At 72.7% G+C, this 25,473-nt stretch carries 33 protein-coding genes; 12 read left to right on the top strand and 21 right to left on the bottom strand.

Annotation, left to right across the window (positions count from 1 at the left end):
• Positions 1-271: 271 nt before the first annotated feature.
• The 16 genes from MCM47_RS43135 to MCM47_RS43950 form a co-directional block, all read right to left on the bottom strand.
• Positions 272-1,096: a phiSA1p31-related protein gene (locus tag MCM47_RS43135; RefSeq protein WP_238740766.1), complete on the bottom strand. Its 825-nt coding sequence runs from the start codon at positions 1,094-1,096 to the stop codon at positions 272-274.
• Complete coding sequence (locus MCM47_RS03305) at positions 1,093-1,266, bottom strand: hypothetical protein (protein ID WP_238740764.1); 174 nt, start codon at positions 1,264-1,266, stop codon at positions 1,093-1,095. The genes MCM47_RS43135 and MCM47_RS03305 overlap by 4 nt, the downstream gene beginning before the upstream one ends.
• A complete protein-coding gene (locus MCM47_RS03300) occupies positions 1,263-1,448 on the bottom strand; it encodes a hypothetical protein (RefSeq protein ID WP_238740762.1) in 186 nt (61 codons plus the stop codon). Before MCM47_RS03300 ends, MCM47_RS03305 begins: the two co-directional genes overlap by 4 nt.
• Complete coding sequence (locus MCM47_RS43130) at positions 1,445-1,903, bottom strand: helix-turn-helix domain-containing protein (RefSeq protein WP_238740760.1); 459 nt, start codon at positions 1,901-1,903, stop codon at positions 1,445-1,447. Before MCM47_RS43130 ends, MCM47_RS03300 begins: the two co-directional genes overlap by 4 nt.
• Positions 1,900-2,649 (bottom strand): exonuclease domain-containing protein, encoded by a 750-nt coding sequence (locus MCM47_RS03290; RefSeq protein WP_238740758.1) that lies wholly within the window; start codon positions 2,647-2,649, stop codon positions 1,900-1,902. The genes MCM47_RS43130 and MCM47_RS03290 overlap by 4 nt, the downstream gene beginning before the upstream one ends.
• Entirely contained in the window at positions 2,646-2,897 is a 252-nt protein-coding gene (locus tag MCM47_RS03285; protein WP_238740756.1) for a hypothetical protein, read from the bottom strand. Before MCM47_RS03285 ends, MCM47_RS03290 begins: the two co-directional genes overlap by 4 nt.
• 8 nt (positions 2,898-2,905) lie before the next feature.
• Positions 2,906-3,433 carry a hypothetical protein gene (locus MCM47_RS03280; protein ID WP_238740754.1) on the bottom strand — a complete coding sequence of 176 codons (528 nt, stop codon included), beginning with the start codon at positions 3,431-3,433 and terminating at the stop codon, positions 2,906-2,908.
• The gene (locus tag MCM47_RS03275) at positions 3,430-4,530 is read right to left on the bottom strand and encodes a hypothetical protein (RefSeq protein ID WP_238740752.1); all 1,101 of its coding nucleotides are present in this window, start codon (positions 4,528-4,530) and stop codon (positions 3,430-3,432) included. The genes MCM47_RS03280 and MCM47_RS03275 overlap by 4 nt, the downstream gene beginning before the upstream one ends.
• Before the next feature lie 52 nt (positions 4,531-4,582).
• Positions 4,583-4,717, bottom strand: coding sequence for a hypothetical protein (locus tag MCM47_RS41555; RefSeq protein WP_255751578.1), 135 nt, complete (start codon positions 4,715-4,717; stop codon positions 4,583-4,585).
• A complete protein-coding gene (locus tag MCM47_RS03270) occupies positions 4,714-4,872 on the bottom strand; it encodes a hypothetical protein (RefSeq protein WP_238740750.1) in 159 nt (52 codons plus the stop codon). Before MCM47_RS03270 ends, MCM47_RS41555 begins: the two co-directional genes overlap by 4 nt.
• Positions 4,869-5,246, bottom strand: a complete 378-nt coding sequence (locus tag MCM47_RS03265; RefSeq protein WP_238740748.1) for a hypothetical protein — start codon at positions 5,244-5,246, stop codon at positions 4,869-4,871. Before MCM47_RS03265 ends, MCM47_RS03270 begins: the two co-directional genes overlap by 4 nt.
• Positions 5,246-5,464, bottom strand: a complete 219-nt coding sequence (locus tag MCM47_RS03260) for a hypothetical protein (protein ID WP_238740746.1) — start codon at positions 5,462-5,464, stop codon at positions 5,246-5,248. The genes MCM47_RS03265 and MCM47_RS03260 overlap by 1 nt, the downstream gene beginning before the upstream one ends.
• On the bottom strand, positions 5,464-5,904 hold the full coding sequence (locus MCM47_RS03255) for a hypothetical protein (RefSeq protein ID WP_238740745.1): 441 nt from the start codon (positions 5,902-5,904) through the stop codon (positions 5,464-5,466). Before MCM47_RS03255 ends, MCM47_RS03260 begins: the two co-directional genes overlap by 1 nt.
• Positions 5,904-6,749: a hypothetical protein gene (locus MCM47_RS03250; RefSeq protein WP_238740743.1), complete on the bottom strand. Its 846-nt coding sequence runs from the start codon at positions 6,747-6,749 to the stop codon at positions 5,904-5,906. Before MCM47_RS03250 ends, MCM47_RS03255 begins: the two co-directional genes overlap by 1 nt.
• A 102-nt stretch (positions 6,750-6,851) precedes the next feature.
• Positions 6,852-7,109 (bottom strand): hypothetical protein, encoded by a 258-nt coding sequence (locus MCM47_RS03245; protein WP_238740741.1) that lies wholly within the window; start codon positions 7,107-7,109, stop codon positions 6,852-6,854.
• Positions 7,106-7,312: a helix-turn-helix domain-containing protein gene (locus MCM47_RS43950; RefSeq protein ID WP_374209057.1), complete on the bottom strand. Its 207-nt coding sequence runs from the start codon at positions 7,310-7,312 to the stop codon at positions 7,106-7,108. Before MCM47_RS43950 ends, MCM47_RS03245 begins: the two co-directional genes overlap by 4 nt.
• Positions 7,313-7,525: 213 nt before the next feature.
• Here MCM47_RS43950 and MCM47_RS03240 point away from each other — a divergent pair, with 213 nt between their 5' ends.
• The 3 genes from MCM47_RS03240 to MCM47_RS03230 all read left to right on the top strand — a co-directional run bounded on the left by MCM47_RS03240 (position 7,526) and on the right by MCM47_RS03230 (position 9,682).
• A complete protein-coding gene (locus MCM47_RS03240) occupies positions 7,526-8,068 on the top strand; it encodes a helix-turn-helix transcriptional regulator (RefSeq protein ID WP_238740739.1) in 543 nt (180 codons plus the stop codon).
• Between the two features lie 117 nt (positions 8,069-8,185).
• A complete protein-coding gene (locus MCM47_RS03235; protein WP_238740737.1) occupies positions 8,186-8,362 on the top strand; it encodes a hypothetical protein in 177 nt (58 codons plus the stop codon).
• Between the two features lie 60 nt (positions 8,363-8,422).
• Complete coding sequence (locus MCM47_RS03230; protein WP_238740735.1) at positions 8,423-9,682, top strand: hypothetical protein; 1,260 nt, start codon at positions 8,423-8,425, stop codon at positions 9,680-9,682.
• Positions 9,683-9,902: 220 nt separating this feature from the next.
• On the opposite strand, the gene MCM47_RS03225 is transcribed toward MCM47_RS03230, so the two are convergent.
• Entirely contained in the window at positions 9,903-10,847 is a 945-nt protein-coding gene (locus MCM47_RS03225) for a nuclease-related domain-containing protein (protein ID WP_238740733.1), read from the bottom strand.
• Between the two features lie 183 nt (positions 10,848-11,030).
• On the opposite strand from MCM47_RS03225, the gene MCM47_RS03220 reads away from it, so the two are divergent.
• Both MCM47_RS03220 and MCM47_RS03215 read left to right on the top strand, forming a co-directional pair.
• On the top strand, positions 11,031-11,750 hold the full coding sequence (locus tag MCM47_RS03220; RefSeq protein WP_238740731.1) for a VIT family protein: 720 nt from the start codon (positions 11,031-11,033) through the stop codon (positions 11,748-11,750).
• A 92-nt stretch (positions 11,751-11,842) separates the two neighbouring features.
• Positions 11,843-14,383, top strand: a complete 2,541-nt coding sequence (locus MCM47_RS03215; protein WP_305067938.1) for an ATP-dependent Clp protease ATP-binding subunit — start codon at positions 11,843-11,845, stop codon at positions 14,381-14,383.
• Between the two features lie 174 nt (positions 14,384-14,557).
• Here the strand turns inward: MCM47_RS03215 and MCM47_RS03210 are convergent, their stop codons facing one another.
• The 3 genes from MCM47_RS03210 to MCM47_RS03200 all read right to left on the bottom strand — a co-directional run bounded on the left by MCM47_RS03210 (position 14,558) and on the right by MCM47_RS03200 (position 16,117).
• The gene (locus MCM47_RS03210; RefSeq protein ID WP_238740729.1) at positions 14,558-15,445 is read right to left on the bottom strand and encodes a metallophosphoesterase; all 888 of its coding nucleotides are present in this window, start codon (positions 15,443-15,445) and stop codon (positions 14,558-14,560) included.
• Between the two features lie 113 nt (positions 15,446-15,558).
• Positions 15,559-15,822, bottom strand: coding sequence for a DUF4190 domain-containing protein (locus MCM47_RS03205; protein ID WP_238740727.1), 264 nt, complete (start codon positions 15,820-15,822; stop codon positions 15,559-15,561).
• 139 nt (positions 15,823-15,961) lie between these two features.
• Positions 15,962-16,117: a hypothetical protein gene (locus MCM47_RS03200; RefSeq protein ID WP_238740725.1), complete on the bottom strand. Its 156-nt coding sequence runs from the start codon at positions 16,115-16,117 to the stop codon at positions 15,962-15,964.
• A gap of 127 nt (positions 16,118-16,244) precedes the next feature.
• On the opposite strand from MCM47_RS03200, the gene MCM47_RS03195 reads away from it, so the two are divergent.
• From MCM47_RS03195 to MCM47_RS03170, 6 genes are all read left to right on the top strand, one after another.
• Complete coding sequence (locus MCM47_RS03195) at positions 16,245-16,964, top strand: TetR family transcriptional regulator (protein ID WP_238740724.1); 720 nt, start codon at positions 16,245-16,247, stop codon at positions 16,962-16,964.
• A gap of 108 nt (positions 16,965-17,072) precedes the next feature.
• Positions 17,073-17,975: a serine protease gene (locus tag MCM47_RS03190; RefSeq protein WP_238740722.1), complete on the top strand. Its 903-nt coding sequence runs from the start codon at positions 17,073-17,075 to the stop codon at positions 17,973-17,975.
• A 141-nt stretch (positions 17,976-18,116) separates the two neighbouring features.
• On the top strand, positions 18,117-19,601 hold the full coding sequence (locus MCM47_RS03185) for a S28 family serine protease (RefSeq protein WP_238740720.1): 1,485 nt from the start codon (positions 18,117-18,119) through the stop codon (positions 19,599-19,601).
• Positions 19,602-19,787: 186 nt separating this feature from the next.
• On the top strand, positions 19,788-20,516 hold the full coding sequence (locus tag MCM47_RS03180; protein ID WP_238740718.1) for a TetR/AcrR family transcriptional regulator: 729 nt from the start codon (positions 19,788-19,790) through the stop codon (positions 20,514-20,516).
• Positions 20,500-22,134, top strand: a complete 1,635-nt coding sequence (locus MCM47_RS03175; RefSeq protein ID WP_238740716.1) for an acyl-CoA dehydrogenase family protein — start codon at positions 20,500-20,502, stop codon at positions 22,132-22,134. Before MCM47_RS03180 ends, MCM47_RS03175 begins: the two co-directional genes overlap by 17 nt.
• Positions 22,131-23,192: an amidohydrolase family protein gene (locus tag MCM47_RS03170; RefSeq protein WP_238740714.1), complete on the top strand. Its 1,062-nt coding sequence runs from the start codon at positions 22,131-22,133 to the stop codon at positions 23,190-23,192. Before MCM47_RS03175 ends, MCM47_RS03170 begins: the two co-directional genes overlap by 4 nt.
• Positions 23,193-23,300: 108 nt before the next feature.
• Here MCM47_RS03170 and MCM47_RS03165 read toward each other — a convergent pair whose 3' ends face one another.
• Complete coding sequence (locus MCM47_RS03165) at positions 23,301-24,113, bottom strand: inositol monophosphatase family protein (protein ID WP_238740712.1); 813 nt, start codon at positions 24,111-24,113, stop codon at positions 23,301-23,303.
• Positions 24,114-24,252: 139 nt separating this feature from the next.
• Between MCM47_RS03165 and MCM47_RS03160 the strand changes: the two genes are divergently transcribed.
• Positions 24,253-25,281: an Lrp/AsnC family transcriptional regulator gene (locus MCM47_RS03160; RefSeq protein ID WP_238740710.1), complete on the top strand. Its 1,029-nt coding sequence runs from the start codon at positions 24,253-24,255 to the stop codon at positions 25,279-25,281.
• Positions 25,282-25,473 lie beyond the last annotated feature (192 nt).

Here is a 25,473-nt window from a genome sequence, read left to right as displayed (position 1 = left end):
CTTCAGCGCGTTCCGTACAACGCTGGCGTCCTTCGCTCCGGTCCACCGCGCCAGGTCCTCAAGGGCGGCCCAGCTCTTCCGGGTCTCCTCGTTGGCGTCGTCCGCGATCTCCAAGGCCACGGCGCGCTGAAGGCCAGTCACCTGCGGGCCCAAGGCCTCCCGCAACTGGCGTCGCAGCTCGTAGCCCACGTGTCCTTCTTCCGGTAGTGCGGTCGGTGGTTGGTGTCCCGGGGCGGGGGACGGTGCCGCCCCGCCCCGGGAGGTGGGTGGGTCAGGCGTCGGACTGGTTCAGCGGCCCGAACTCGGCGATGACCTTGCTGAGCAGCCACGGGTCGTCAGCGATGCCGACCAGGTCCATCAGCGGCTCGCCGTACTTCCCGTCACGACCGGCGTACTGCCACGGGTCGCCGTGCCTGTCCTCGTACGTAGCGGTCAGGTCGAACCGGGCGCCCATGACCACGGCGTCGGTCCGGCGGAGCGGGCCCGCCCACTTCTCGGCGACGCCGTCCCGGGTCTTCTTCTCGTTGTGCACGGGCATCACGAAGCCGATGAAGTCGCCGTCCTCGTTGGCCAGCACCAGCGGCGAGCGCGGGCCGTCCTGCCAGGCGTGCAGCATCGGGCCGATGCCCTTGAAGCGGGCCAGGTAGCGACTGTTGAACCCGGTGAAGCCGGGGTCGGCCGGCTCGCGCTGGATGATGTCGCGGGCCAGCTTCCGCCAGTCCGGGAAGTGCTGGCGGTGCGAGGTCTTGTCGGGCACCCGCATCGAGCCGACGAGCGACTGCAGCACGATGACGGTGTCATCGTTGATGACCTCGGTGCTGAGCTCGATGACGGCGCCCGGGTTGAGACGCTCCAGCCAGGCCACGACGACGGGAACGTCATCGCGGCGGAGGTGGGCTGCCCACGGTCCGTTGTCGATGGTTTCGACGCGGTTGATGGCGAAGGTGTACCGGTCGGTGGCGATGGTGAAGAGGTAGCCGCCGCTGGCTTCGATGCGGACGGCGTTCAGGGCGTCGAGCTCGGTGTCCTTGCTGACGTGGGGGAGGGCCCTGGTGAGGCTGGCGGCCAACTCGGCGGCACGGATCGGGGTGCTCACTGCTTGGTCTCCTGGGGGTCTGGTGGTTCGGGGCGCCCGTTCTCGCGGGCGGGGGTGTGGTCGGGGCAGCGCCATCCGGTCCGGTACCAGCGGGCGGTGCGGCCGCAGTAGCGGTCCTCGCCTGCCGGCTGGTCGTCCTGTCGGGGCAGCGGCTGCCGGCAGGCGCTCACGGCGCCGGCTGGTCGAGGCCGAGGGCGTCCAGCAGCAGGACCAGATCGGCCGCGTCCAAGGCGCGGGAGGCGACGTACCGGCGGGCCCGTTGGCGGTCCTCCTCGGGCACCGCAGTGGCCGTCTGCGTGGCACCGTGCGACTCGGCCTGAACAGCGGGGTCCGGGTATCGTCGGGCTGTCACGCCGCCACTCGCTTCCGGCGCTCGGCCAGCCACCGAGTGACCGTCCGCTGGGCCACACCGAGACGAGCCGCGATCTCGGCATGCGACTCGCCGTGCGCCGCCAGCGTCCAGGCCTGATGACGTTGTTCGTCCTCCAGCACACCGTGCGCGCCGCTTGGCGTCTCCGGCCAGCGCTTCAAGTGGGTCAGTGCTCGGACCGTGCCGGGCAGCAGGGGGATTCCCGCGGGTCGTCCGTGCTCGTCCCACGTCACGTGGCCGAGGACGTCCTGCAGTTGGGCGTTCGGGTCGACCATCGATGCCAGTACGACGATCAGTGCGGTGCGCTGGGTGTCGTCGAGGCGGGCAATGGTGCGCTGGATGTCCTCCGCGTCGCCGTCCCCGTGGGTCAGACAGGCGAGTCGACTCGCGTACGGCAGCATCTGCTCGGCGAGGTCGCCGTGCTCCTCGGGGGTCACGACGTCACCCCCTGCCGGGGAATGATCGGCCAGTGCCGGTGCGTGGTGAACGCCGGTTCGGTGCGCTGCCGGTAGGCCTCGTACCGGGCGGCCTGCTGCGGCGCCCACTCGGCCTGTGCGGCGTGCAGCTCGGTCGGAGACATCCGGCCCACCGAGGGGTAGCGCAGGCCGATCTCCACCGCGACGCGCACCGCGGCGAGGGCGTCGGCCGTCGCGTCGTGCGCCGCCGTGAGCGGCACCCCGTAGTGCAGGCACAGCGACCCGAGGTTGCGGCGGCCGGGCCGGTACCGGTCGACGTGCCGGTCCAGGACCAGCGGGTCGATCACCAGCGGCTCGCAGCCGGCCTGGTTGGCCAGCGTCGGCAGGTCGTGGCGCAGGAACTCACGGTCGATCAGGCTCAGGTCGTACGGGGCGTTCATCACCACCAGCGGCGTGCCCGCGGCAACGTGCTCCGCCAACGCGACGCCCAGACCCTGCACCACCTTGGCGGCCGGCCAGCCCTTCGCCCGCGCCACCTCCGTCGTCACCCCGTGCACCCGGGCCGCCGCCTCCGGGATCTCGATCCCCGGATCGGCCAGCCACGACAGCCGGTCCGGCGTCCAACGGCCCTCGTCGTCCTCCGGCCACTTCCCGCGCTGGGCACGGACACCCAGCACCGTGGCGGTCACCACCCGGTCCGCCTCGACGTCCAGGCCCGTGGTCTCCGTGTCGGCAGCGGCCAGCGGCCCCTCGTACCAGGCGCTCATGCGGCCACCTCGCCCGTGCCGATGTACCGGGCGTACACCAGCGCGTCGCCCTCGCTGCCGATCCGCACCTGGGCCTCGAACGAGCCCGCCGGCTGATAGGCGACCAGCCGCCCGGTCTCGATCGAGCGGGCCGCGGTCTTCGCGGCGCCCTGCCACACGTAGTTCCCGACCAGCCCCCATTCGCCCGGCAGGGCCTGCAGCCCATCGGCGATCGGCTGGTGCCGCAGCGGCGTGTGCCGGGCCTTCATGTTGCGCCTCACTCCGCACCCCCAGCGGTCAGCTCCGGCAGGACCAGCGCGGCCAGCTCGCCGGTCCGCCACGCGCGGGCCACCTGGTCCCGGCCGTCCTTGTCGAACCGCACGCTGTGCGACCGGGACCGCGTCGGCCGGATCTCCACCCCCGGCACCGCATGCACCTCGCCCGTCTCGGTGTTGCACCACTGGGCGACACCCGCGGCGGTCATCTCCGCCAGCAGCGCGACCTGCGTCGCCGGCCGCACCTCGGTCACCAGACGCCGGGTCACGGCGTTCGGGTCGGGGTGGTGGTCACGGACCCAGGCGGTGAACGCCGCCGGGTCGGTGACGACCGCAGCCGGCGTCGGGTCGGTCAGGCTGACCTTGGCAACCTGCCGCCCGTTCGGCAGCACCGCGGCGACCTGCTGCACGCCCCGGTTCTCGTCCAGCGCGGCCTGCACGTCGGCGCGGACCGCCTTCAACTGCTTGTCGATCTTGTCGGCCAGGGCCTTCAGGACCGCCTCACGGGCGGCCAGCTCGGACAGGCTCACGCGGCAGCCCTCCGCAGGATCTCGGCCATCTCGGCGAGCTGCGACAGCTCAGCCCGCGAGATGTCCACGCCGTACGACTGCAGGAAGTCGGCCTCGATGGTGTCGGCGACGCCGGCCGCGATCGCGGCGCCTCGCAGGGCGTCCAACGCGGCATCGCGGTCACGGGTGGGCGAACCCGCAACAGGAGCCGTCGCAGCCGCCCCCGCCGTGCCAGATCCGAGCGTGGAGGCGGGCGGTTGAGTAGGTCCCGCCTCGTCCTCGACGATCTCGGCGTCCACCGGCCCCGCCGCGGTCAGCTGGCCGCCCCGGGCAACCAGGTACTCCCGCAGCGACATACTCCCGAGCGGAGTCTGGACCGGCACCTCCAGCAGCCCGGCGTTCCCGGCCGCCTGCCAGATCTGCCGTACCACGCTGGCATCCGTCGTGTGCGCGGCATCCTCCGCAGCCTGCTGCGAGTCGGCGGCCACGTCCTGCACCGTCACGCTCTCGCTCGGGACGGATCGCAGCGGCTGCACCGGCGCGTCCACCGGGTTGCCGTCCTGGTCGACGTACGCGCCCAACTCCTCCGGCGTGTAGTGCAGACCGAACAGCACGTCCTCACACGCGTCCCGCGCAACCTCAGTGATCGCACGGGCCTTCAGCATCGCGGCCGGGTACTTCTCCCACGCCGTCGGCTTCCCGTTCCGGTCCCGCGCCCACGGCTTACCGTTCTTGATCTGGCACAGGCCAGCCTGCTCGGCCCGCTCCAGGTCCCACGTGCACTCGTACGTCCACTCCGGGTCGTCGGCCCGGATGATCTGCGCGGTCGCCGTACGACCGTCGCCCTTGACCCGGAGCTTGTGACCAGCCTGACGGACCAGCGCCCCGATCAGGCCGGAGCTGGCGGAGGGCTTGCCCTCGATGACGTGGATGCCGGTCAGCGCGGCGAGGGGGGTAATACCCAGGGTGCGGCCGTACTCCATGGCGTACAGCACGTTGGCCGGCCGGCCGGCGAAGCCCTTGGGCAGCATGTCGGCCTTGGCCAAGTGTTCGGCGTACCGGACCATGTCCGGCAAGTTGGTGGCGACCGGTGTCGCCCGCACGATGTCAGTGCTCAACGTCTTCTCCGTCGGAGAGTGGCCGGGGCACGGCGGCCCCGGCCGGGGTTGATCAGTTCTTGGGGTTCGGGAGGTGGCAGATCAGCCACCCGCTGCCGTCGGCGCGCTGGAGCTCCAGCGCCGGCCAGGGCCAGCAGGCGATGCGGCGAACCCGCAGGCCCGCGAGGGTCCGGAGGCGGCGGCTCACCGGCCGTCGTCCTGCCGCAGCGACACGTACCGGATCGCCTCCGGCGTCACGTCGGCCGCCGGGACCGGCCGCACCCGACGACGCGGGCGGCGGTCCCACCACAGGCCCAACGCCAACATGACCACCGCGATGGCGGTGAGGGGCAGCCACATCACGCCACCTCCCCGTGCTGGTGCGGGAACGCGATGACCTCCGCGGCCTGGGCCGCCTCGCGCCGGGCAGACATCGTCAGCGGCGCCGCCGCCAACAGCTCGTCCGCCAGACGCTCGGCGTCCAGCTGCGTCAGCTCGGTCTCCGGCTCCGGCATCTGCAGGTCGGCCTCGACGTCGTCGACCGCCGCGTCCCACGCCGGGCCGCCCTGCTCGACCACCGCGGCCAACTGGTCCAGCGCCCGGATGACCACGTCGCGGTCCTCGGCCCACGCCTCCGCCAGCACACGCAGCGTCTCGTACCGCGGCCCGCGGTCCCGCAGGATCACGTGCATCCACATCGCGTCGATGCGGGCGTGCAACATCCCGTCCCGGCTCATCAGCTCTCCGCCCTCAGGATCTCGACGCGGAGCTGGGCAACCATCGCCGAGTACTCCGCCACCACCGCGTCCGACCACTCGGCGGGGTCGCCGTGCTCGTCCATGAACCGGCTCATCAGCGCCTGCTCACCCGGCATCCGCCGCCGCACCGGCAGCTCCGCCGAGTGCTCCGCCATCCGCCGGACCGCCGCCTGCTGCGGCTCGCTCAACGTCGCCATCACGCCGCCACCTCCAGCCGAGCCGCAGCCGCGGCCTCCCGGTCCTCGATCGCCCACTGGCGGGGCATCCACTCGCACAGGTCCCGCACCAGCGCCGTACGCGGCAGCCGCTCGAACTCGGCCGACAGCGTGGTCAACTCCACCCGCACACCCGGCAGGTCAACCCGCGGCGGCAACTTCACGAACCAGGCGAGGCCCCCGCAGTCCCGCGAAGCCGTCGCCCCCGACGCCCCGCCAACCGCCTCGTACCAGGCCGCCAGCGCGGTCACGTCCGCCACCTGCAGCCGGGCCACCGAGCCGTCCAGCGACACGTCCACCGACTCCACCCCCGCACCCGGAACCCCAGCCACCAGCGCGGCGACCGCATCGCGCACCTCGTCCACGTCGACCACCTCGGCGGGCAACCACCGCAGCACCGACACATCCACCAGCGGAGCCATCACGCCGCACCGCCAGCGATGCTCAGCTGAGCCGGGGCCTCCGGGTAGTCGGCCGCGTAGTACCGCTCCCACGTCTCCTCGAAGACCGGCAGCGCGGCGTACGTCCACGCCACCGTCTCCCGCACCGACCCGCGCGCTGTCTCCTCAGTGCGCGTTCCCGGCCGCTCGCCGTGTTCCGCCTCGTACAGGGCAGCGGCACGCCGGCCGAACCACGACTGCACGCTGAGGATCTGCGACTTCTTCAGACCCTTGCTCTTGAGGAAGTCCGGCACGTACAGCGGCCGGTCCTCCGACGCCACCTCCGGCTCCTCGCCGAGCGCCCGCGCCGCCACGTGGCGAGCCTTCAGCTCCAGCCACTTCGGGTCGACGATCCCGCCGGCCGCCGCCAGCACCCGCATCTGCAGGGCCGCCAGTTCCGCCCGGTCCACCGCCTCGGAACGGGCCGCGGTCGACGCCGACTCCTCGACGTTCAGCAGGTACTCGCGTACCCGGTGCGCGACCTCGCTGCCGGTCAACAACTGGCCGACGTTCAGGATCGTCCGCCGGGTGAACAGGGTGAAGTTGCGGGCACCAGTGAGGGACAGGGTGTCCCTCACCTCCGCGAGCTCGGAGCCGCGGACCACCCGCAGCCCGTTCTCCGTCAGCTCGTCGCGGTTGCGCTGGACGAGCTTCTTGATGGTCTCGACATCGACCTCGTAGAAGCCGGCCACCAGCTCGGTTGTGGCGTGCGTGTTGTCCGGGAGCAGGACGAGCGCCTTCACCTTCGTGAGCGCCTCGGTCCGCTCGACCGTCGCGGCCCGCATCGTGCGGGACTCGGTCAACACCAGCTCGGTGTTCTCTGCCAAGATGGACACAGTCCACCTCTCTTTCGTGTGCTTCGCGGTTGGTGGGCGAGGGCCTTCGTCCGGGTGCCACCGGGTGGGGGCCCGACCCGCGTCAGGGGTGGATCAGGCGGCGCGGCGGCCGCGGGTGGCCGGGTTCGACTCGCCGGCCTGCTGGATCTCGTAGATGTGGTCGAGGCGGAAGCGGATCTTCCCGGCGACCTTGGTGTGCGGGACGCGCTTGCGGTACGCGGCGTCCTTGAGGGTGCCGATCGTGTGAGGCAGGAGCCCCAGCGCGATGACCTCCTCCGGCGAGTAGAGCCGGAGCCGGTCCGTGGCGGTCAGCCACTCCGGCAGCGTGGTGGTCGCGACCTTCTTGGTCACGGCTGTTCCTCTCGGTTGATGGCGGCGACAGGCACGTGGAGCGCGTCCGCGATGTCTCGGAGGGTCGATTCGCTCGCCCCCTTCAGCCCCCGTTCGACCTTCGAGAGGTAGCCCCGGTCTCTGCCCACGCGGGCCGAAAGCGTGCGGAGGCTCACTCCGTGTGCCTGTCGGATGCTGCGGATCGCAGTGCCGTTCGGTGTCACATGAGAATCACACCACAAGAAGGCTCACTGAGCAAGCATCTAGGCTCACTCGGACTACAGGTTTGTGAGCTTACTCAGAGTGCCTTCCGTGGCATTGGATGCCCTTCGGGGCTTGCGGGGCAACCATTGCGCCCCTTCAGTGAGCCTCAACCCCAGCTCAAAAGGGCTTGATATGTGTGCACGGGTTGCCTCAAGGTGAGGCATGATGTGCTCATGGAGCAGGATTGGGGACGGCTCGGTAGGGCTGTCAGGGAGGCGCGCGAGGCTGCCGGCCTATCGCAGGTCGAGCTGGCCGAGTTGGCCGGCCTCAGCCGCAGCGCGGTGCAGAGCATCGAACGAGGGCGCGCCTTCGGTGCCCCGCAGCTATCGCACCGCAGCGTCGCTCAGGTCCTCGGCTGGACACCCGACTCCATCGCACTCGTGCTCGCCGGTGGCGAGCCAGCCCGAAGCACACCGTCTGCCATGGCCTACCAGCCCACGGTCAGCGTGGCGACGTCGTCCGAGACTGAGTCCGTTGACGGCCTCCTCGACGACCTTACGGAGCGCGTGCGTACAGCACTCCTCGGCGGGACCGTCGCCGATGCCGACGCGATCGGCCTTGGTGACGAACCCGACGATGGCGAGGTGGTTCTGATCTGGAAGCGCGGCCAGCGGCCCGACGCCACCCCGGAACAGCTCCGCGCCGACCTCAAGAAGTGGGCCCGTCTCCAGCGCGTGGCCCGCGAGATCCTGGCTGACGACACCCCGTCAGCCTGATAAGTCGACAATCATTACGACACGCCCGCAAGTCCCTGCGCATATGCCAAAGGTGTGCAAAGATTCCGCTTACCTGAGAGGGGTGGTCACCCAACAGGTAAGGGGGAGGACCGCCCCATGCGGATCCAGCGCGTACCGGACATCCCCCACGACGAGCTCGTCATAGTCGTCAGAAAGCCGGGCCGCGAGCCCGTCGTTCTGCTGAACGCTCGCCTCGTCACAGAGGCCCAGGCGGCGCAGTTCGGACGTCGGATCGCCAACGGCCTCGACGGCAGCGGTGGGCACGGCGTGTAGCACCTTGGCAAGGCGGGGCCTGTGGGATAGCAGGCCCCGCCTGCCCAACAGGAGGTGCATATGGCCTACGCCGAAAAGGTCTACAAGGTCCGCAACGGCAAGCCCACCAAGCAGTACACCTGGCGCTGCCGCTACAAGCTCCCGGACGGCAGCACGGGCAGCGAGCCTGGGTTTCCCACGAAGAAGACCGCCGAGGACTGGGGCAACGAGCAGGAAGCCGCGATCCGCGCCGGGCGGTGGCTCGACCCGAGCCTTGCGCGTAAGCCCTTCGGCGAGTGGGCCCGGGAGTGGATGGCGGCGAAGGAGCCCCGCGGCCGGACGCGAACCACCCGCTGGGACCGATTGGACGCTCACATCCTGCCCCGCTGGGAGAACGTCCCGCTCAACGCGATCACCTGGTTCGACGCTGAGAACTGGGCGAACAACTTGGAGTGCCACGACGTCACGGCGACGCAGTGTCTGACGCTCATGTCGCAGATCATGACCGGCGCGGTGGATGCCAACTACCTGCAGGCGAACCCGCTGTTCGGCCGTCGGCGGAGCCGTTCCGCGGCGGCCAAGGCTGCCGTGCCGAAGCGCGACAGCGGCGAGCTCTGGGCGCCGCCCGAGGTGGTTTTGAGGATGGCCCGCAGAGTCGGCCCCCGCGATGGCATGCACATCCTCACCACCGCATTCAGCGGCCTGCGCTGGGGCGAGAGTCTTGGCCTGCACCGGGATGACGTCCTGCGGGAGCGCCGGATCCCGCACCGCGGGAAGTGGTGGACCTGTCCGATCCTGCGAGTTCACCAGGAAGTGGCCGAGTATCAGACGCGCAGCGCGGACGGGTCCAAGGGCCCGATGGTGCTGGACATTGAGCCGCTGAAGAACGAGCACTCCGCGCGCGACATCGACGTGCCGCCGTTCCTCGCCGAGCTCCTCGTTGTCCATCTCGATGCGGTGAAGCACCCGTTCGCGTTCATGACGAAAGACGGGCAGCACTGGCGTCGCGGGAACTTCGGTCGGCAGGTGGTCCGTCCAGCCGCCGACGGGCGGACGGCGTTGGCTGCGTCGAAGGGACATGCGCCGCGGGAGGCATGGGAGCCGATCATGCCCGGGCTCACGATGCGGGCACTGCGGCACACCCACGACACCTATCAAGCCGAGATCGGCGTAAAGCCGGTGCTTGCGTACGAGCAGGCAGGGCACCGGTACCCTGGAATCAAGGGCACCTACCAGCATGCGACGCCGGAGATGCGGCAGGAGCGACTGGAGGGCCTGCAGCAGATCTACGAGCGCGGGATGGCGGCGCTCGGCTGGGATCGAGTGTGGGAAACGAGTTGATCTCCCAAATCTCTCCCAAAGGATCTTCAAGGGGTGCATCGGTGCAGCTAGGCGGAGCGAGAGAGCCGTTCTTACAAAGCAGATGTCGGCGGTTCGAAACCGTCCGCGCCCACCAGCGCAAAAGGCCCGCAGCGATCACGCTGCGGGCCTTTTGACTGCGCTGATTGACGGCAACCGCTGATGTCGGCTCATCGCCGTGCCGCAGGTCGGGCGGGCTGGTTCAGCGCGGGGTCCTGCTTCGCTTGCCGATGTGGCTCCAGACGTGGCGGTGGCGGGCGACGGTGAAGACCCGGTCCACCCTGTTCGGGGAGAGCTCGGCCGGCCGAGCGGGCAGGACCGAGGCGATCTGCTCGCCGTCGATGACGGCCACTCCGGGTGCTGCCCCGAGCGTGATCCTCTGAGCGCCCACGACGGCGATGACGGGGTGGACGGGGACGTCGAAGCCGCACCACTCGGTCAGCAGTCTGGCGGTGCGGCTTGCCTCGAACTCGGAGTTCTCCAGGTACGGGAAGCCGTTGCGGTTGACCTTCACGATCCTGTCCCCCACCCACACGGTGGCGCCGGGATGGTGCTTCGAGTTGACCGTGAAGACGCCCGGCGGGCCGATCACCACGTGGTCGATGTCTGCACCGGAGGGCAGCGGTACGCCGTGAAGGACCTTCCAGCCGGCGGCCTTCAGCGGTTCCAGGCTGGCTCCGACGATCTGCTCGCCCTCCAGCCCGCGGAGGGTGTGGGCGTCGCCGAGACGCTGCCGGGAGAGCTTGGCCGCCAGACGGACGAGCAGGTTGTACTTCTTCTCGCTCTCACGGACCAGGCTCTCCAGCCCGGCACCCGGAAGGTTCCGCGCGAGGTCGTCCTCTTCGCGCATGGGAGGGAGGAACGGGACCTCTAACCGAGGCCCCGGCAAGGGAGACGGCGTCGCCTTCTCCGGCTGGTTGCCCTTGCCCCGGCGTCGCACGGTGCGCGGTGGTACGTGGTCGCCGGAGGTGCGGCACCACTCTTCGACCTCCGCCAGCGCGACGGCTTCGAACTCCGGGACGTCCACCGTGACCACCCCGGTCCTGCAGTCCAGCCAGGCCACCGAGTCGCCGCGGGCTCCGGCCTTGTTCACGTAGAGCCGTTCTCTGCCCGGCACGCGCCACTGCTTGACCACCAGTTCCGTCATGCCCGCCCCTCCCGCGCGCCCTCCCTGACAAGGGATCAGCATGCCCACGTACCGATGAGCGGGAACGCAGCGAGCCAAGCGGCCGGACCGGCGCGGCGTGGCGGTGGCGAGCGGGGTCGGGTGGGGCGGGGGAGGATCGGGGAAGGCGGAAAGGGGGAGCGAGACGAGTGGATGTGGGCGGTGATGGAGGAGCAGATCGGCGCGGCCGGGGCGGGGGAGAGTCGGGCGGAGCTGTCGGCGCGGCTGAACTGGTTGCGGGCGGCCGTGCTGGGGGCCAATGACGGGGTGGTGTCCACGGCGGGGATCGTGACGGGTGTCGCCGGGGCTTCCGGGTCGCGGACGGCGCTGTTGGCGGCGGGGGTGGCGGGGCTGTTGGCGGGGGCGATGTCGATGGCGGCGGGGGAGTACGTCTCGGTCAGCACCCAGCGGGACACCGAGCGGGCGGCGCTGGCGAAGGAACGGCGCGAGCTGGCGGAGGACCCGGAGGGGGAGCTGGACGAGCTGACCGACTTCTTCCGGGGGAGCGGGCTGGACGACGGCCTGGCGCGGCAGGTGGCCGTGGCGCTGACGGAGCGGGACGCGCTGGCCGCGCATGCGCACACCGAGCTGGGCATCGACCCGAAGGCGCTGACCAACCCCTGGGAGGCGGCGCTCGCCAGCGCCGCCGCGTTCACGCTGGGCGCGTTGGTGCCGCTGCTCGCGGTGCTGCTGCCGCCGCAGGACTGGCGGTTGGCGGTGACCGTGGCGGCGGTGCTGGTCGCGCTGACGGTGTCGGGCTGGACGAGCGCCCGGCTGGGCGGCGCCGGGCCGGCCCGGGCGGTGCTGCGGAACGTCGTGGGCGGCGCGCTGGCGATGGTGGTGACGTACAGCGGCGGCGTGCTGCTCGATCACGTCACCGGATAGCGGAGCGGGGGGCGTTTCGTCCCGACAGGCGGGCCGCGGGGGGCTGTGTTTGTGTGGGCCCAAACCCTTGGGAGAGGTGGTCCACCGTGACGATGCCCCCGTTCGGATCGAACGATCCGTTCTCCGATCTGCTCAGCCGCTTCTTCGGAATGAGCCCGATGGCCTCCCCGCCCGCCGTCCAGCGGGTGCCGATCGGGCGGCTGCTGAGCGAGTCCGCGCAGGAGCTGCTCTCCCTCGCCGCACAGCGCGCCGTCGAGGACGGCAGCAGCAACCTCGACACCGGGCACCTCGCCTGGGCGGCCACCCGGGTGGAGGCCTCGCGTCGGATGCTGGAGCGCGCGGGGGTCGACCCGAAGCAGCTGGCCGACGACCTGAGCAAGGCCCTGCCGGTCGGGGACGGCCCGGTCACGCCGAGCGGGCAGCCGTCGCTCACCCCGTCGGCCAAGCGCGCACTGCTCGCCGCCCACGCCCGCTCCCAGGCGGCGGGGGCGTCGTACATCGGGCCGGAGCACATCCTCGGCGCGCTGGTGGAGGAGGAGCGGTCGGGCGCGGGCACGGCGCTGCGCGAGGCGGCGCCCTCGCAGGAGGCGCTGCGCACGGTGCTGGACGGGCGCGGCGTGGGCGGCGAGCGCAGCGGCACCGGCGCGCATCCCAGCCCGACACCCACGCTGGACCAGTACGGCCGCGATCTCACCGACGAGGCCCGGGCCGGGCGGCTGGACCTGGTGGTGGGCCGGGCGGAGGAGATCGAGCAGACCGTCGAGATCCTCTCCCGCCGCACCAAGAACAACCCGGTGCTGATCGGCGAGCCGGGCGTCGGCAAGACCGCGATCGTCGAGGGGCTGGCGCAGCGGATCGTCTCGGGCGAGGTGCCGCAGAGCCTCAAGGAGAAGCGGGTGGTCTCGCTCGACCTGACCGCCCTGGTGGCGGGCTCCAGGTACCGGGGGGAGTTCGAGGAGCGCCTGAAGTCGGTGATCGACGAGGTCACGGCGGCGGACAAGAGGGTGATCCTCTTCCTGGACGAGCTGCACACCGTGGTCGGCGCGGGCGGCGGCGGCGAGGGCTCGATGGACGCCGGCAACATCCTCAAGCCGGCCCTGGCCCGCGGGGAGTTGAGCGTGGTCGGCGCCACCACCCTGGACGAGTACCGCCGGCACGTGGAGAAGGACGCCGCGCTGGAGCGCCGCTTCCAGCCGGTGCTGGTGCCGGAGCCGACCGTCGACGAGACGATCGAGATCCTGCGGGGCCTGCGGGACGCCTACGAGGCGCACCACCAGGTGCGGTTCACCGACGAGGCGCTGGACGCCGCCGCGACCCTGTCCGACCGCTACGTCAGCGACCGCTTCCTGCCGGACAAGGCGATCGACCTGGTGGACCAGGCCGGGGCGCGGGTGCGGCTGCGCAGCCTGAGCGCCTCCACGGAGGCGATGCCGGTCCAGGAGCGGATCACCAAGCTGCGCCGCGAGTTGGAGGAGGCCGTCGCGGACGAGGAGTTCGTGCGTGCGGCCAACCTGAAGACCGAGTTGCGGAAGACCGAGGACGAGTTGGCGGCGATCGGGGAGTCCCGCGAGGAGGTCGTCGACGTCACCGCCGACGACATCGCGCAGGTGCTCTCGGGTCGGACCGGCATCCCGGTCGCCGAGCTGAACGCGACCGAGCGCGAGCGGCTGCTCCGGCTGGAGCATCACCTCCACGAGAAGGTGATCGGGCAGGACCAGGCGGTCACCGCGGTCGCCCAGGCGGTGCGCCGCGGCCGGGCCGGGATGGGCGACCCGGAACGGCCGACCGGCTCCTTCCTCTTCCTCGGCCCGACCGGGGTCGGCAAGACCGAGCTGGCCAAGGCCCTGGCCGAGCTGCTGTTCGGCGACCCGGACCGGATGATCCGCTTCGACATGAGCGAGTTCCAGGAGAAGCACACCGTCTCCCGGCTGGTCGGCTCCCCGCCCGGGTACGTGGGGTACGAGGAGGCCGGGCAGCTCACCGAGGCGGTCCGCCGCAAGCCGTACAGCGTGCTGCTCTTCGACGAGGTGGAGAAGGCGCACCCGGACGTCTTCAACCTGCTGCTCCAGGTGCTCGACGACGGCCGGCTGACGGATTCCCAGGGGCGCACGGTCGACTTCCGCAACACCGTGGTGATCATGACCAGCAACATCGGCTCGCAGCGGATCCTGGACCACGCCGGTGACGTGGACGAGATCCGCGACGACCTGATGCGCGACCTCCGGGCGCAGTTCCGCCCGGAGTTCCTCAACCGGATCGACGAGGTGATCGTCTTCCACGCGCTCACCCGGAAGGACCTGCTCCAGGTGGTGGACCTGATGCTGGACCGCAGCCGGCGCCGGCTGAAGGCGCAGGGCGTCCGGCTGGAGGTCACCGAGGGTGCCAAGGAGTGGCTGGTGAACCGGGGCTACCAGCCGGAGTTCGGGGCGCGGCCGCTGCGCCGGACGATCCAGTCGGAGCTGGACAACCGGATCTCCAACCTGTTGCTGGACGGCACGGTGCAGGAGGGGGACACGCTGCTCGCCGAGGTGAGCGACGGCGACCTGGTGGTGGCGCGCGCCCGGCCGGAGCCCTCGGAGCCCTCGGAGCCCTCGGAGCGCTCCGAGCGCTCGGAGCCCTCGGCGGCTGCCTAGGGGCGGCGCCCCCGCGGCGTAGCGCAGCACGACGGAACCGCGAGGGCGGGGGTGGGGTGGGGTGGTGCCCAGGACCGGCCGGCCCCATCCCACCCCCGCCCCGTCGATCCTGCGGCGGTCAGTCCCGCCCCGGATCCTGCGGCGGTCAGTGCCGCCCCGGGAGTCCTGCGGCGGTCAGCCCCGCTGCGGGAAGACCTCCCGCAGCAGCGGGTCGGGCAGCCCGCGGCGGTGCCACTCCCGGGGGTAGCCCAGCGAGACCTCCTCGAAGCGGATGCCGTCGTAGTGGGTCACCCGGGGGATGTGCAGGTGGCCGTAGATCATCGCGGCGGTGTTGAAGCGGCGGTGCCAGTCGGCGGTCAGCTCGGTGCCGCACCACTGGGCGAACTCCGGGTACCACAGGACCTCGGTGGGCTGGCGGACCAGCGGGTAGTGGTTGACCAGGACGAGCGGCAGCTCCGGGTCGTGGGCCGCGAGCCGTTCCTCGGTGAGGCGGACGCGGTCGCGGCACCAGGAGTCGCGGTCCGGGAACGGGTCGGGGTGGAGCATCCGCTCGTCCGTGCAGACCACGCCGCTGCTGTAGGCGGCGGCCAGGGACTCCTCCTTGGTGGTCGTCCCCGGGGCCCGGAAGGAGTAGTCGTACAGCAGGAACAGCGGCGCGACGGCGACCGGGCCGCCGGCGCCCTCCCAGACGGGGTACGGGTCCTCGGGGGTCACGACGCCGAGGCCGCGGCAGAGTTCCACCAGGTGCTCGTAGCGGGCCACGCCGCGCAGCTGCACCGGGTCGTCGGGGTGGGTCCAGAGCTCGTGGTTGCCGGGGGCCCAGATCACCCGGGCGAAGCGCTCGGCCAGGAGCCCCAGGGCCCACTCGATCGAGGTGGTGAGCTCGGCGACGTCGCCGGCGACGATCAGCCAGTCGTCGGGGGACTCGGGCTGCAGCTTCTCCACCAGGTCGCGGTTCTCCTGGTAGGAGATGTGCAGGTCGCTCACGGCGAGCAGACGGCCGGCCCGTCCGGCCCCTCCCGCCCGTGCGGCGCCCGCGTCGCTGCGGTTCTCGGTGGTCACTCCAGCCCCCATGTGGTCACCCGGCCCATGGCGCCACAGTACGTGGTGGATGCGGACGGTGTCCCGGGTTGGCCGGATCATGCCGGAGAGCCGGGCGGCGGCCTGAGCGGGGCTCAGTCGCCGATCTGCCAGAGCATGCCGTGCGCGGTGGCGTTGGTGACGACGAGGATGACCAGCGCGGCGACGCCGAGCACGAGGCCCAGGACGGCGCGCCCGCGGCGGCTGGTGCCGCGGACCAGGGCGAGCGTGGCGAGGGTGATCGCGAGCGGGCCGAGGACGAGGTTGAAGAGCAGCAGGCCCGGCAGGCCGAGCAGGAACGAGGCGACGGCCAGGTTGTCGGCCTCGGCGGTGTCGTGACGGGGCGTGACGGTGCTCATGGTGGCGGTGGTCCTTCCCGAGTGGAAAGCGCGCGGACGGAGGCGGACGTGGGTGTGCCCGGCGCGTGTCGGCGCCCGCCGGTACGACGGCGGGGCGAGGCCGGGGCGAGGCCGGGTCGCGGCGGCCCGGGCTGGCGGCTCAGCGCTGTCGCAGCCGGGCGAGGCCCTCGCGGGCGCCGAATGCCAGTAGCCAGGCGGTGATGGCGGCGGAGGCGGTGAGGAAGACCGGGAGCGAGGTGTGCGCGGCGGCGCCGACCAGCGCGCCCAGGGCGATGAGGGCGGTGAGCAGGATCATGGCGGTCCCCTCCAGAGGCCGTGCGCCGTCGGTTCGGCACGGCGTTCGGTTTACAACTGTTCGCTGAATCCTCTGCCACTCTACGCCTGGCTGGCCAAGTTCGGCAAACACTTGTTTACTGAATGGCGTGAGTCACACCATGGGGGCCAGGCAGGCCCAGAAGCAGCAGAGTCGGCGTGCGTTGCTGGATGCGGGGCTGCACCTGTTGGCCGATCAGAACCTGGCGAGCCTCGGCGTGCGCGAGGTCACCCGTGCCGCCGGGCTCTCGCCGGCCGCGTTCTACCGGCACTTCCCCGACCTCGCCGCGCTCGGCGTGGCCCTGGTCGAGGAGTCCCTCGCCAGCCTGCACGTCATGATCCGCTCGGTGCTCGCCGGCGGGGACGGGGCCGAGGAGGTGATCGACCGGGCGGTGGAGGTGATCGAGCAGCACGTCCGCGACCACCGCCCGCACGTCCGCTTCCTCGCGCGGGAGCGGCACGGCGGGGTCCGCCAGGTGCGGGAGGCGATCGACGCCGAGCTGGGGCGCTTCGCCGCCGAGGTCGGCGCGGCGCTGGCACTCCAGCCCGCGTCCGAGGGGTGGAGCCCGGAGGACCTGCGGATGCTGGCCGAGCTCTACGTCGACCGGATGGTCTCCACGGCGGCCGCCTTCCTGGAGGCGCTGGAGGCGCTGGAGGCGCCGGCGGCCGGCGCCGACCCGGCCGCCGACCCGGGCGCCGACCCCGCCGCCCGCCCGGAGGCTTCCCCGGCGGCCGGCGCCGACCCGGCCGCCGTGCGGCGGATCGCCGCCGCCGCCGGGTTCCAGCTGCGGCTGATCAGCCTCGGACGCCGCCACTGGCACGGCAGTTGACCCCCGCCGGCCGGACCGGCCGGACCTGACCTCCCGTTGTGGTCGGACTCTTGACATCACGTCATGTCCGCGCCAGCTTTGGTGCACCCCCACGACGAGAGGTCTCTCATGAAGAAGCCGCTCATAGGCATGCTCGCCACGCTCCTGCTCGCCGGGGCCACCGCCCTGGCCGGTGCCCCCGGCGCGGCGGCCGCCCCGTCGCCGACGGCCCTCGCCGCGGCCGGGACCGAGACGCAGGACCAGGGCCCGGCCGCGGCGCAGGGACAGGCGCAGGCCGCCGCCGTGAACTTCGCCGGTACGGTGGCGCTCAGCAACTGCTCCGGCTCGCTGGTCCGGCTCCCCGGCTCCGCCGCCAACGACCCGGCGCTCGTGCTCTCCAACGGCCACTGCCTGGAGACCGGGTTCCCCGGCCCCGGTGAGGTGCTCGTCAACCGGTCCTCCAGCCGGTCCTTCACGCTGCTCAACTCCACCGGTGCCAAGGCCGCCACGCTGCGCGCCACCAAGGTGGTCTACGGGACGATGACCGACACCGACGTGTCGATCTACCAGCTGAACACCACCTACGCCTCGATCCAGTCGCGCTACGGCATCGCCCCGCTCACCATCTCGGCGAGCCACCCGGTGCAGGGCACCCCGATCAAGGTCGTCTCCGGGTACTGGAAGAAGATCTACTCCTGCTCGATCGACGGCTTCGCCTACCGGCTGAAGGAGGGCAGCTGGACCTGGAAGGACTCGGTTCGCTACACCTCCAGCTGCAACACCATCGGCGGCACCTCCGGCTCGCCCGTGGTCGACGTCAACACCGGCCAGGTCGTCGCCGTGAACAACACGGGCAACGAGGACGGCCAGCGCTGCACCGACAACAACCCCTGCGAGGTCGACCCGAACGGTGTGGTGACCGTCCGCCAGGGCATCAACTACGCCCAGGAGACCTACGGCATCCCGGCTTGCTTCGCCGCCGGCAACCGCCTCGACCTCACCCTGCCCGGCTGCACCCTGCCGCGCCCCTGACCAGCACACCTTTCGCCGGTGGGCCATCCGCGATCCCGCGGGTGGCCCACTCGGCCGTCTACCGGACGGCCGACCCGACCGGCAGCCGCCCGCCGGCTGCCGGAGAGTGTCCGACAGTTCCGTTGAATCGATGGAGAGTTGATGTCAACCAAGCTCAGAAGGCTGCTGGCCGCCGTCCTGCTCATACCGCTGATCGGCCTGGGCGCGGCGACGCCCGCCCTGGCGCAGCCCGATCCGGGGGCGGTCGCCGGTGCCCCCGGTGCCGCCGGCTCCGTCGCCGACGACCCCTCGGCCGACGTCAAGGCCCGGCTCGCGGCGATCCCGGGCATGACCGTCACCGAGGAGAAGCCCGCGGGCGACGCCGAGCACCGCTACTTCCTGCTCACCTACACCCAGCCGATCGACCACTTCCGTCCCTGGCTGGGCACCTTCCAGCAGCGGCTGAGCGTGCTGCACCGCGGGTACGACCGCCCGACCGTCTTCTACACCAACGGCTACACGCTGCGCACCACGCCGTCCCGCACCGAGCCGGCCCGGCTGACCGACGGCAACCAGGTCTCGATCGAGTACCGCTACTTCACGCCGTCCCGCCCGGAGCCCGCCGACTGGACGAAGGCCGGCATCCGGCAGGCCGCCACCGACTCGCACCGGATCATCACCGCGCTCAAGCGGATCTACCAGCGCGAGTGGCTCTCCACCGGGGCCAGCAAGGGCGGGATGTCCTCCACCTACCACCGCCGCTTCTTCCCCGACGACGTGAACGGCACCATCGCCTACGTCGCGCCGAACGACGTCGACAACCGCGAGGACTCCGCCTACACCGAGTTCTTCCAGAACGTCGGCACGCCGGAGTGCCGCGCCGCGCTGTCGGCGGCCCAGCGCGAGCTGCTGGTCCGCCGCGACCGCCTGGAGGCCCGCTACGTGGCCGACAACGCCGCCGCGGGTTCGACGTTCGCCACCACGGGCAGCGCCGACCGGGCGTACGAGGCCGGGGTGCTCGACACGGTCTGGGCGTTCTGGCAGTACAGCACCGAGGCGGACTGCGCCAAGGTGCCGGCCGCAGCCACCGCCACCGACGACCAGCTGTACGCGTGGTTCGACGAGCAGGTCGGCATCACCGGCAACAGCGACCAGTCGCTCGCCGCCTACACGCCGTACTACTACCAGGCGGGCACCGAGCTGGGCTCGCCCACCTTCGCCGTGCCGCACCTCAAGGGCGTGCTGAACTACGACTTCAAGGAGCTGTACTCGCCGCGGACGTACGTGCCGAAGGACATCCCGATGCGCTTCGATCCGTCCGCGATGCGCGACATCGACCGCTGGGTGCGGCACTCCGCCGAGCGGATCATCTTCGTCTACGGGCAGAACGATCCGTGGGGCGCCGAGCCGTTCCGGCTGGGCTGGGGCAGTGAGGACAGCTACGTCTACACCGTGCCCGGCGGCAACCACGGCTCCAACATCGGCAAGCTGCCGGCGGCGGAGTCGGCGGAGGCCACCGCCAAGGTGCTGGAGTGGGCCGGCCTGGCCGACGCCGCAGGCGCGCGTTCGCTCGCTCAGAGCCACCGGATCCCGCCGTTCGGCCCGCTGGACGAGGAGGGCCTGAAGGTGGAGCGGGACCGCCCCTAAGGCCTGTCCCTTCGGGGCCACCCGCCGGCAGCGCGCCGGGGGTGGCCCCTTCGCATGCTCGTGAGTGTGATGCTCCGTCCATGCTCCGTGCGCGCCCCCTCCCCTGAGTGCTCCCTCCCGGGCGCGCCCCCCCTCCCGGGCGCGCGCCCCCTCCCCGAAGCGCTGAATCAGTGCTTCAATGCTTCCATGGCCTACCGACGCACGCCCGCCGTCCAAGCCCGGCTCGACGCCCAGCGCGAAGCGGTGCTCCAGGCCGCCGTCGGGCTGCTCGCCGAGCGCGGGTACGGCGGCTGCTCGATGGCGGCGGTGGCGGACCGCGCCGGGATCGCCACCGGCAGCCTCTACCAGCACTTCGCCAACAAGGCGGAGCTGTCGGTCGAGCTGTTCCGCCGGGTGGTGAACCGGGAGATCGACGCCGTCCACGAGGCCGTCGCCCGCCGCGAGACCCCAGAACAGCGGATCGCGGCCGTGGTGGAGACCTTCGCCGCCCGTGCCCTGCGCGCCCCGCGGCTTGCCCACGCGCTGCTGGTCGAGCCGGCCGATGCCGTCGTGGACAGCGAGCGGCTGGTCTTCCGGCGGGCCTTCCGCGACGTGATCGCCGCCGAGATCGCGGTCGCGCTGGCGGCCGGCCGGCTGCCCCGGCAGGACCCGGAGCTGACCGCCGCCGCGATCGTCGGTGCGGTCGGCGAGGCGCTGGCCGGGCCGCTGGCAGCCGCCCCCGCACCACCGGCACACGGCCGAGCGCCGGCAACGGCACAGGACCGAGCGCAAGCTCCGGCACACGGCCGAGCGCCGGCAACGGCACCGGCGCCGACGGCCGCACCCGCTCCACGGGACGCCCTGCCCGACGTCGTCCCCGCTCTGGTCTCCTTCACCCTGCGTGCCCTGGGAGGACGCGATGACAGCGACGCATGAGGTCACCAACCAGGTGCCCCTGCCGTACGGACACGACACCGCCGCCGACCCGGCCCTGATCGCCGCCCTGCACCGGGCCGGCGCCGGCTGGGCCGAGGACGAGCTGCACGAGCTCGGTCGCCTGGCCGGCTCCGAGCAGGCCGCCGAGTGGGGCCGGCTGGCCAACGAGAACCCGCCCGTCCTGCGCACCCACGACCGCTTCGGGCACCGGATCGACGAGGTTGAGTTCCACCCGCACTGGCACGAGCTGATGCGCACCGCCGTCGGCCACGGCCTGCACGCCGCCCCGTGGCAGGACGACCGGCCGGGCGCGCACTCCGCCCGCGCGGCCAAGTTCCTCGTCTGGGGCCAGGTCGAGGCCGGCCACACCTGCCCGGTCTCGATGACCTACGCCGCCGTCCCGGCCCTGCGCGCGACCCCGTCGCTGGCGGCCGAACTGGAGCCGCTGCTGGCCTCCCGGGAGTACGACTTCGGGCTGCGCGAGCCGCACGGCAAGCGCGGGCTCATCGCCGGGATGTCGATGACCGAGAAGCAGGGTGGCTCGGACGTACGGACCAACACCACCACCGCCGTCCCGCACGCGGACGGCACCTACCGGCTCACCGGGCACAAGTGGTTCACCTCGGCGCCGATGTCCGACCTCTTCCTGACGCTCGCCCAGGCGCCGGGCGGACTCAGCTGCTTCATGGTGCCGCGGATCCTGCCCGACGGCGGGCGCAACCGCTTCCACCTGCAGCGGCTCAAGGACAAGCTGGGCAACAAGTCCAACGCCTCCGCCGAGATCGAGTACGACGGCGCGGTCGGGTGGCTGGTCGGCGAGGAGGGGCGCGGTGTGCCGACCATCATCGAGATGGTCAACATGACCCGGCTCGACTGCACCATCGGCGCCGCCTCCGGCATGCGCCTGGGGGCCACCCGGGCTGTGCACCACGCGCTCCACCGGCGGGCGTTCGGCCGGGCGCTGGTCGACCAGCCGTTGATGCGCAACGTGCTCGCCGACCTGGTCGTCGAGTCGGAGGCGGCCACCACGGTCGCGATGCGCCTCGCCCAGACCACCGACGGCGCGCTGGCCGGGGACGGCACCGAGGCGCTGGTCCGGCGGCTCGGGCTGGCGGTGAGCAAGTACTGGGTCTGCAAGCGGGGTCCGGCGCACGCCGCCGAGGCGCTGGAGTGCCTCGGGGGCAACGGGTACGTCGAGGAGTCCGGCATGCCCCGGCTCTACCGGGAGGCGCCGCTGGTCTCGATCTGGGAGGGCTCGGGCAACGTGGCCGCCCTGGACGCCCTGCGCGCCATGGCCAGGCGCCCGGAGACCGTCGAGGCCTTCCTCGGCGAGCTGGACGCGGCGGCCGGTGGGGACCGCCGCCTCGACGCGGCGGTGGCCGACCTGCGCAAGCAGCTCGCCGACCCGGGCGAGCTGGAGTTCCGCACCCGCCGGCTGGTCGAGTCGATGGCGCTGGCCTTCCAGGGCTCGCTGCTGGTGCGCCACGGCGACCCGGCGGTGGCCGACGCCTTCTGCGCCTCCCGCCTCAGTGGCGACCACGGTGCCGCCTTCGGCACGCTGCCCGCGGGTGTGGACGCCGGGGCGATCATCGACCGTGCCCGCCCGGTGCCCGCATGAGCGGCGGGCACCCGGGCAGTACCGGGCACCCGGGCAGTACCGGGAACCCGGGCAGCCCCGGGCGGCAGACGAACGGTCAGGGCGACGCCCCGCCCAGGGCGGTCGACGCCGCCGGGCAGGGCGACGCCGCCGGGCAGGCCGGCGCCGCCGGGCGGCGAGACGGCGCGGAGGTGGAGGCGGCCGAGGTCCGCGCCTTCTGGCAGGGCCTCGGCCTCCCCGGCCTGGTCGACGTGCACACCCACTTCATGCCGCAGAACGTCCTGGACAAGGTGTGGGCGTACTTCGACGCGGCCGGCCCGCTGGTGGACCGGCCGTGGCCGATCACCTACCGCGAGGCCGAGGACGAACGGGTCGGCCGGCTGCGGGACTTCGGCGTCCGGGCGTTCACGTCCATGCTCTACCCGCACAAGCCCGGCATGGCGGACTGGCTCAACGGCTGGGCCGCGGGATTCGCCGCCCGCACCCCGGACTGCCTGCACACCGCCACCTTCTTCCCGGAGCCCGGCGCGCCCGGGTACGTGGCCCGGGCGCTCGCGGAGGGCGCCCGGGTGTTCAAGGCGCACCTGCAGGTCGGCGGGTACGACCCGGCGGACCGGCTGCTCGACGAGGTCTGGGGCCTGCTGGCCGAGACCGGCACGCCGGTGGTGACGCACTGCGGCTCGGGGCCCGTGCCCGGCAAGCACACCGGTGCGGGGCCGATCGGCGCGGTGCTCGCCCGGCACCCGCGGCTGCGGCTGGTGGTGGCCCACCTCGGGATGCCGGAGTACACCGACTTCCTCGACCTCGCCGAGCGGTACCCGGAGGTCCGGCTCGACACCACCATCGCCTTCACCGACTTCGCCGAGCGCGACACGCCGTTCCCGCCCGCCGAACTGCCACGCCTGGCGGGGCTCCGGGAGCGGATCCTGCTCGGCAGCGACTTCCCCAATATCCCGTACCGGTACCGGCACCAGCTGGAGGCGCTGGAGCGGCTGGGGCTGGGGGAGGAGTGGCTGCGGGCGGTCTGCCACGACAACGCGGCCCGGCTGTTCGGCCTGCCCGCGCACCCGGCCGGCTGACGGGCTGACGGGCGGCCCGGCGGCCGTACGGCGCAGCCCACCGCCCCGGCGCAGCCCACCGCCCCGGCACGGCCCACCGCCCCGGCACGGCCCACCGCCCCGACGGGCTCACGCCACGGTGGCGAGCACCCGGAGCACCTCCGCGTGCAGCCCGGGCGGGGCGGCGAGGAAGCTGTCGGAGGCGGTCGACCAGACCGCCCCGGCGGCGTCCGTCACCGCAGCCCCCGCCTCGGCGGCGATCAGCGCCCCCGGCAGCAGGTTGACCGCGTCCGCCCCGTACTCCCAGAACAGCGTCAGGTGTCCGGATCCCACCTGCGCCACCTGCAGCGCGGTCGGCCCGAGGTTGCGCACCGCCAACACCTCGGCCAGTACCGCCGTCAGCGAGGCGCCGGCCCGGCGCAGCGCCGGGCCGTCCGCGGCCACCCGCGGCGGCTGGCTGGTTCCGGCGACGGCCACCGCGAGCTCCCGCTCCAGCGGCGCGACGGGCCGCCCGTCCAGCTCGGCCCCGCCGCCCCGCACCGCGCGGTAGGTCCGCCCGCCGAGCTGCGGCGCGTGCACCACGGCCAGCACCGCGGCCCCGTCCCGGACCAGGGTGGCGGTGACCGCCCACTGCTGTTGCCCGAGCAGGTACTGCACGGCGCCGTCGGTGGCGTCGCAGAGCCACCACTCGCCCTCGGACGGCACCGTGCCCTCCAACTCGTCCGCCACCCAGCCCGCCCCCGGCCGGAGTTCGGCCAGCCGGGCCCGCAGCTCGGCGGCGGCCGGGCCGTCCAGTTCGGCGAAGTGCGCCATCGCCTCCGCCACCGTCCTCCCGGGGACCGGCTCGGCCGGGCGCACTGCAGCCAGCCGCGCGCCCACCGCCCGGACCGCCGCCTCGACACCCGGCAGCAGCTCCCTGAGCTCCCGGACCTCGTCGTTCATCGCCGACTCCCCTCCTTGCGTCCCCGGGCCGAGCGGGACTTCCCCACCGGCCGGGCTCTGCTCGCTTCAGGACAAGGAGTACCGTCATGGCTGCCGAACAGGACGCTCGAACCGGGCCGGACGACGGAGATCGGACACCGTGGACCTCTCAGCAGCTGATCCGGACACCGTGTTGGACGTCCTCGACCGCCGGCTGGTCTGCGCGCTCCAGGTCGACGGCCGGGCCGAGACCGGCCGGATCGCCGAGGTGCTCGGCGTCTCGGCCCGCACGGTCACCCGCCGCCTCGCCCGGCTCCAGCAGTCCGGGCTGCTGCGGGTGGTCCGGATGCCCGACATCGAGGACGCGGCGGTCGGTGCCCTGCTGCTGCGGGTCCGGGTGCTCCGCGGCAAGGTCGACACCATCGCGCGGGCGCTGGCCGACCGGTCGGACGTGCCGTTCGTCGACGTGATGCTCGGTGGCCAGGAGGTCGGCGCGGTGGTGCTCAGCGATGCCGGCTCCCGCGACCGGCTGCTCTACGGGCAGCTGCCCGCCACGGCGGCGGTCACCGAGACCACCGCCCACGCCGTGCTGCACGCCTACGCCGACGCCGGCCAGTGGCGGGCCGGTTACCTGGACGAGGCCGAGGCGGCCGCCCTGGCACCGCCGTCCGTCCCGCGGCCGGCGGCGGTGGAGACGCCGCTCGACGCGCTGGACCGCGCACTGCTGGCGGGGCTCGGCACCGACGCCCGGCAGTCCCACGCCGCGCTGGCGGCGGCGGTCGGCGCGCCCGAGTCGACCGTCCGCCGCCGGCTGCACCGGCTGGCCGAGGGCGGGCTGCTGCGCACCCACACCACGATCGACCCGCGCCTGCTGGGCATGGCCGTGGACGCCAACCTCTGGCTCGACGTGCCCCCGGGCCGGCTCGCCGAGGTCGGGGCGGCACTGGCCGGCCACCCCCGGGTGCACGGGGTGTTCGCCACCAGCGGCCCGGCGAACCTGATGGCCACCGTGTTCTGCCCGGACCACGCCGGCCTCTACCGCTTCGTCACCGGGACGCTCGGCCCGCTCGGCATCACCCGGGCCGAGACGGCGATCGTCGGACGGGCCGTCAAGCGGGCGGGCATCGTGCTGAACGCCGCCGGCCCGGCGGGCGTGGCGGGCCCCCGGGACCGGCGGGCCGGGCCGTGAGCTGATGTGCCGGGCCGAGGAGTCGGCCCGGAGCGCCGGTCGGAGCCGGCTGAGCCGTCGCCGTTCGCGCCGGCCGCGCAGCAGCGCCCCCACGCCGGCGGCGGTGTCGCCGCCCGCCGGAGCGGTTGCGGCCCCCCGACTTGCCCGTCGTCCTCGTCGTCCCCGCCGCCCCCGCGCCGTTCATGCGGGGAA

The sequence above is a fragment of the Kitasatospora sp. A2-31 genome, from assembly GCF_022288725.1.
Lineage (GTDB): Bacteria > Actinomycetota > Actinomycetes > Streptomycetales > Streptomycetaceae > Kitasatospora.
Note: the sequence above shows the minus strand (reverse complement) of the source record. Positions and strands in the feature narration are given on the sequence as shown.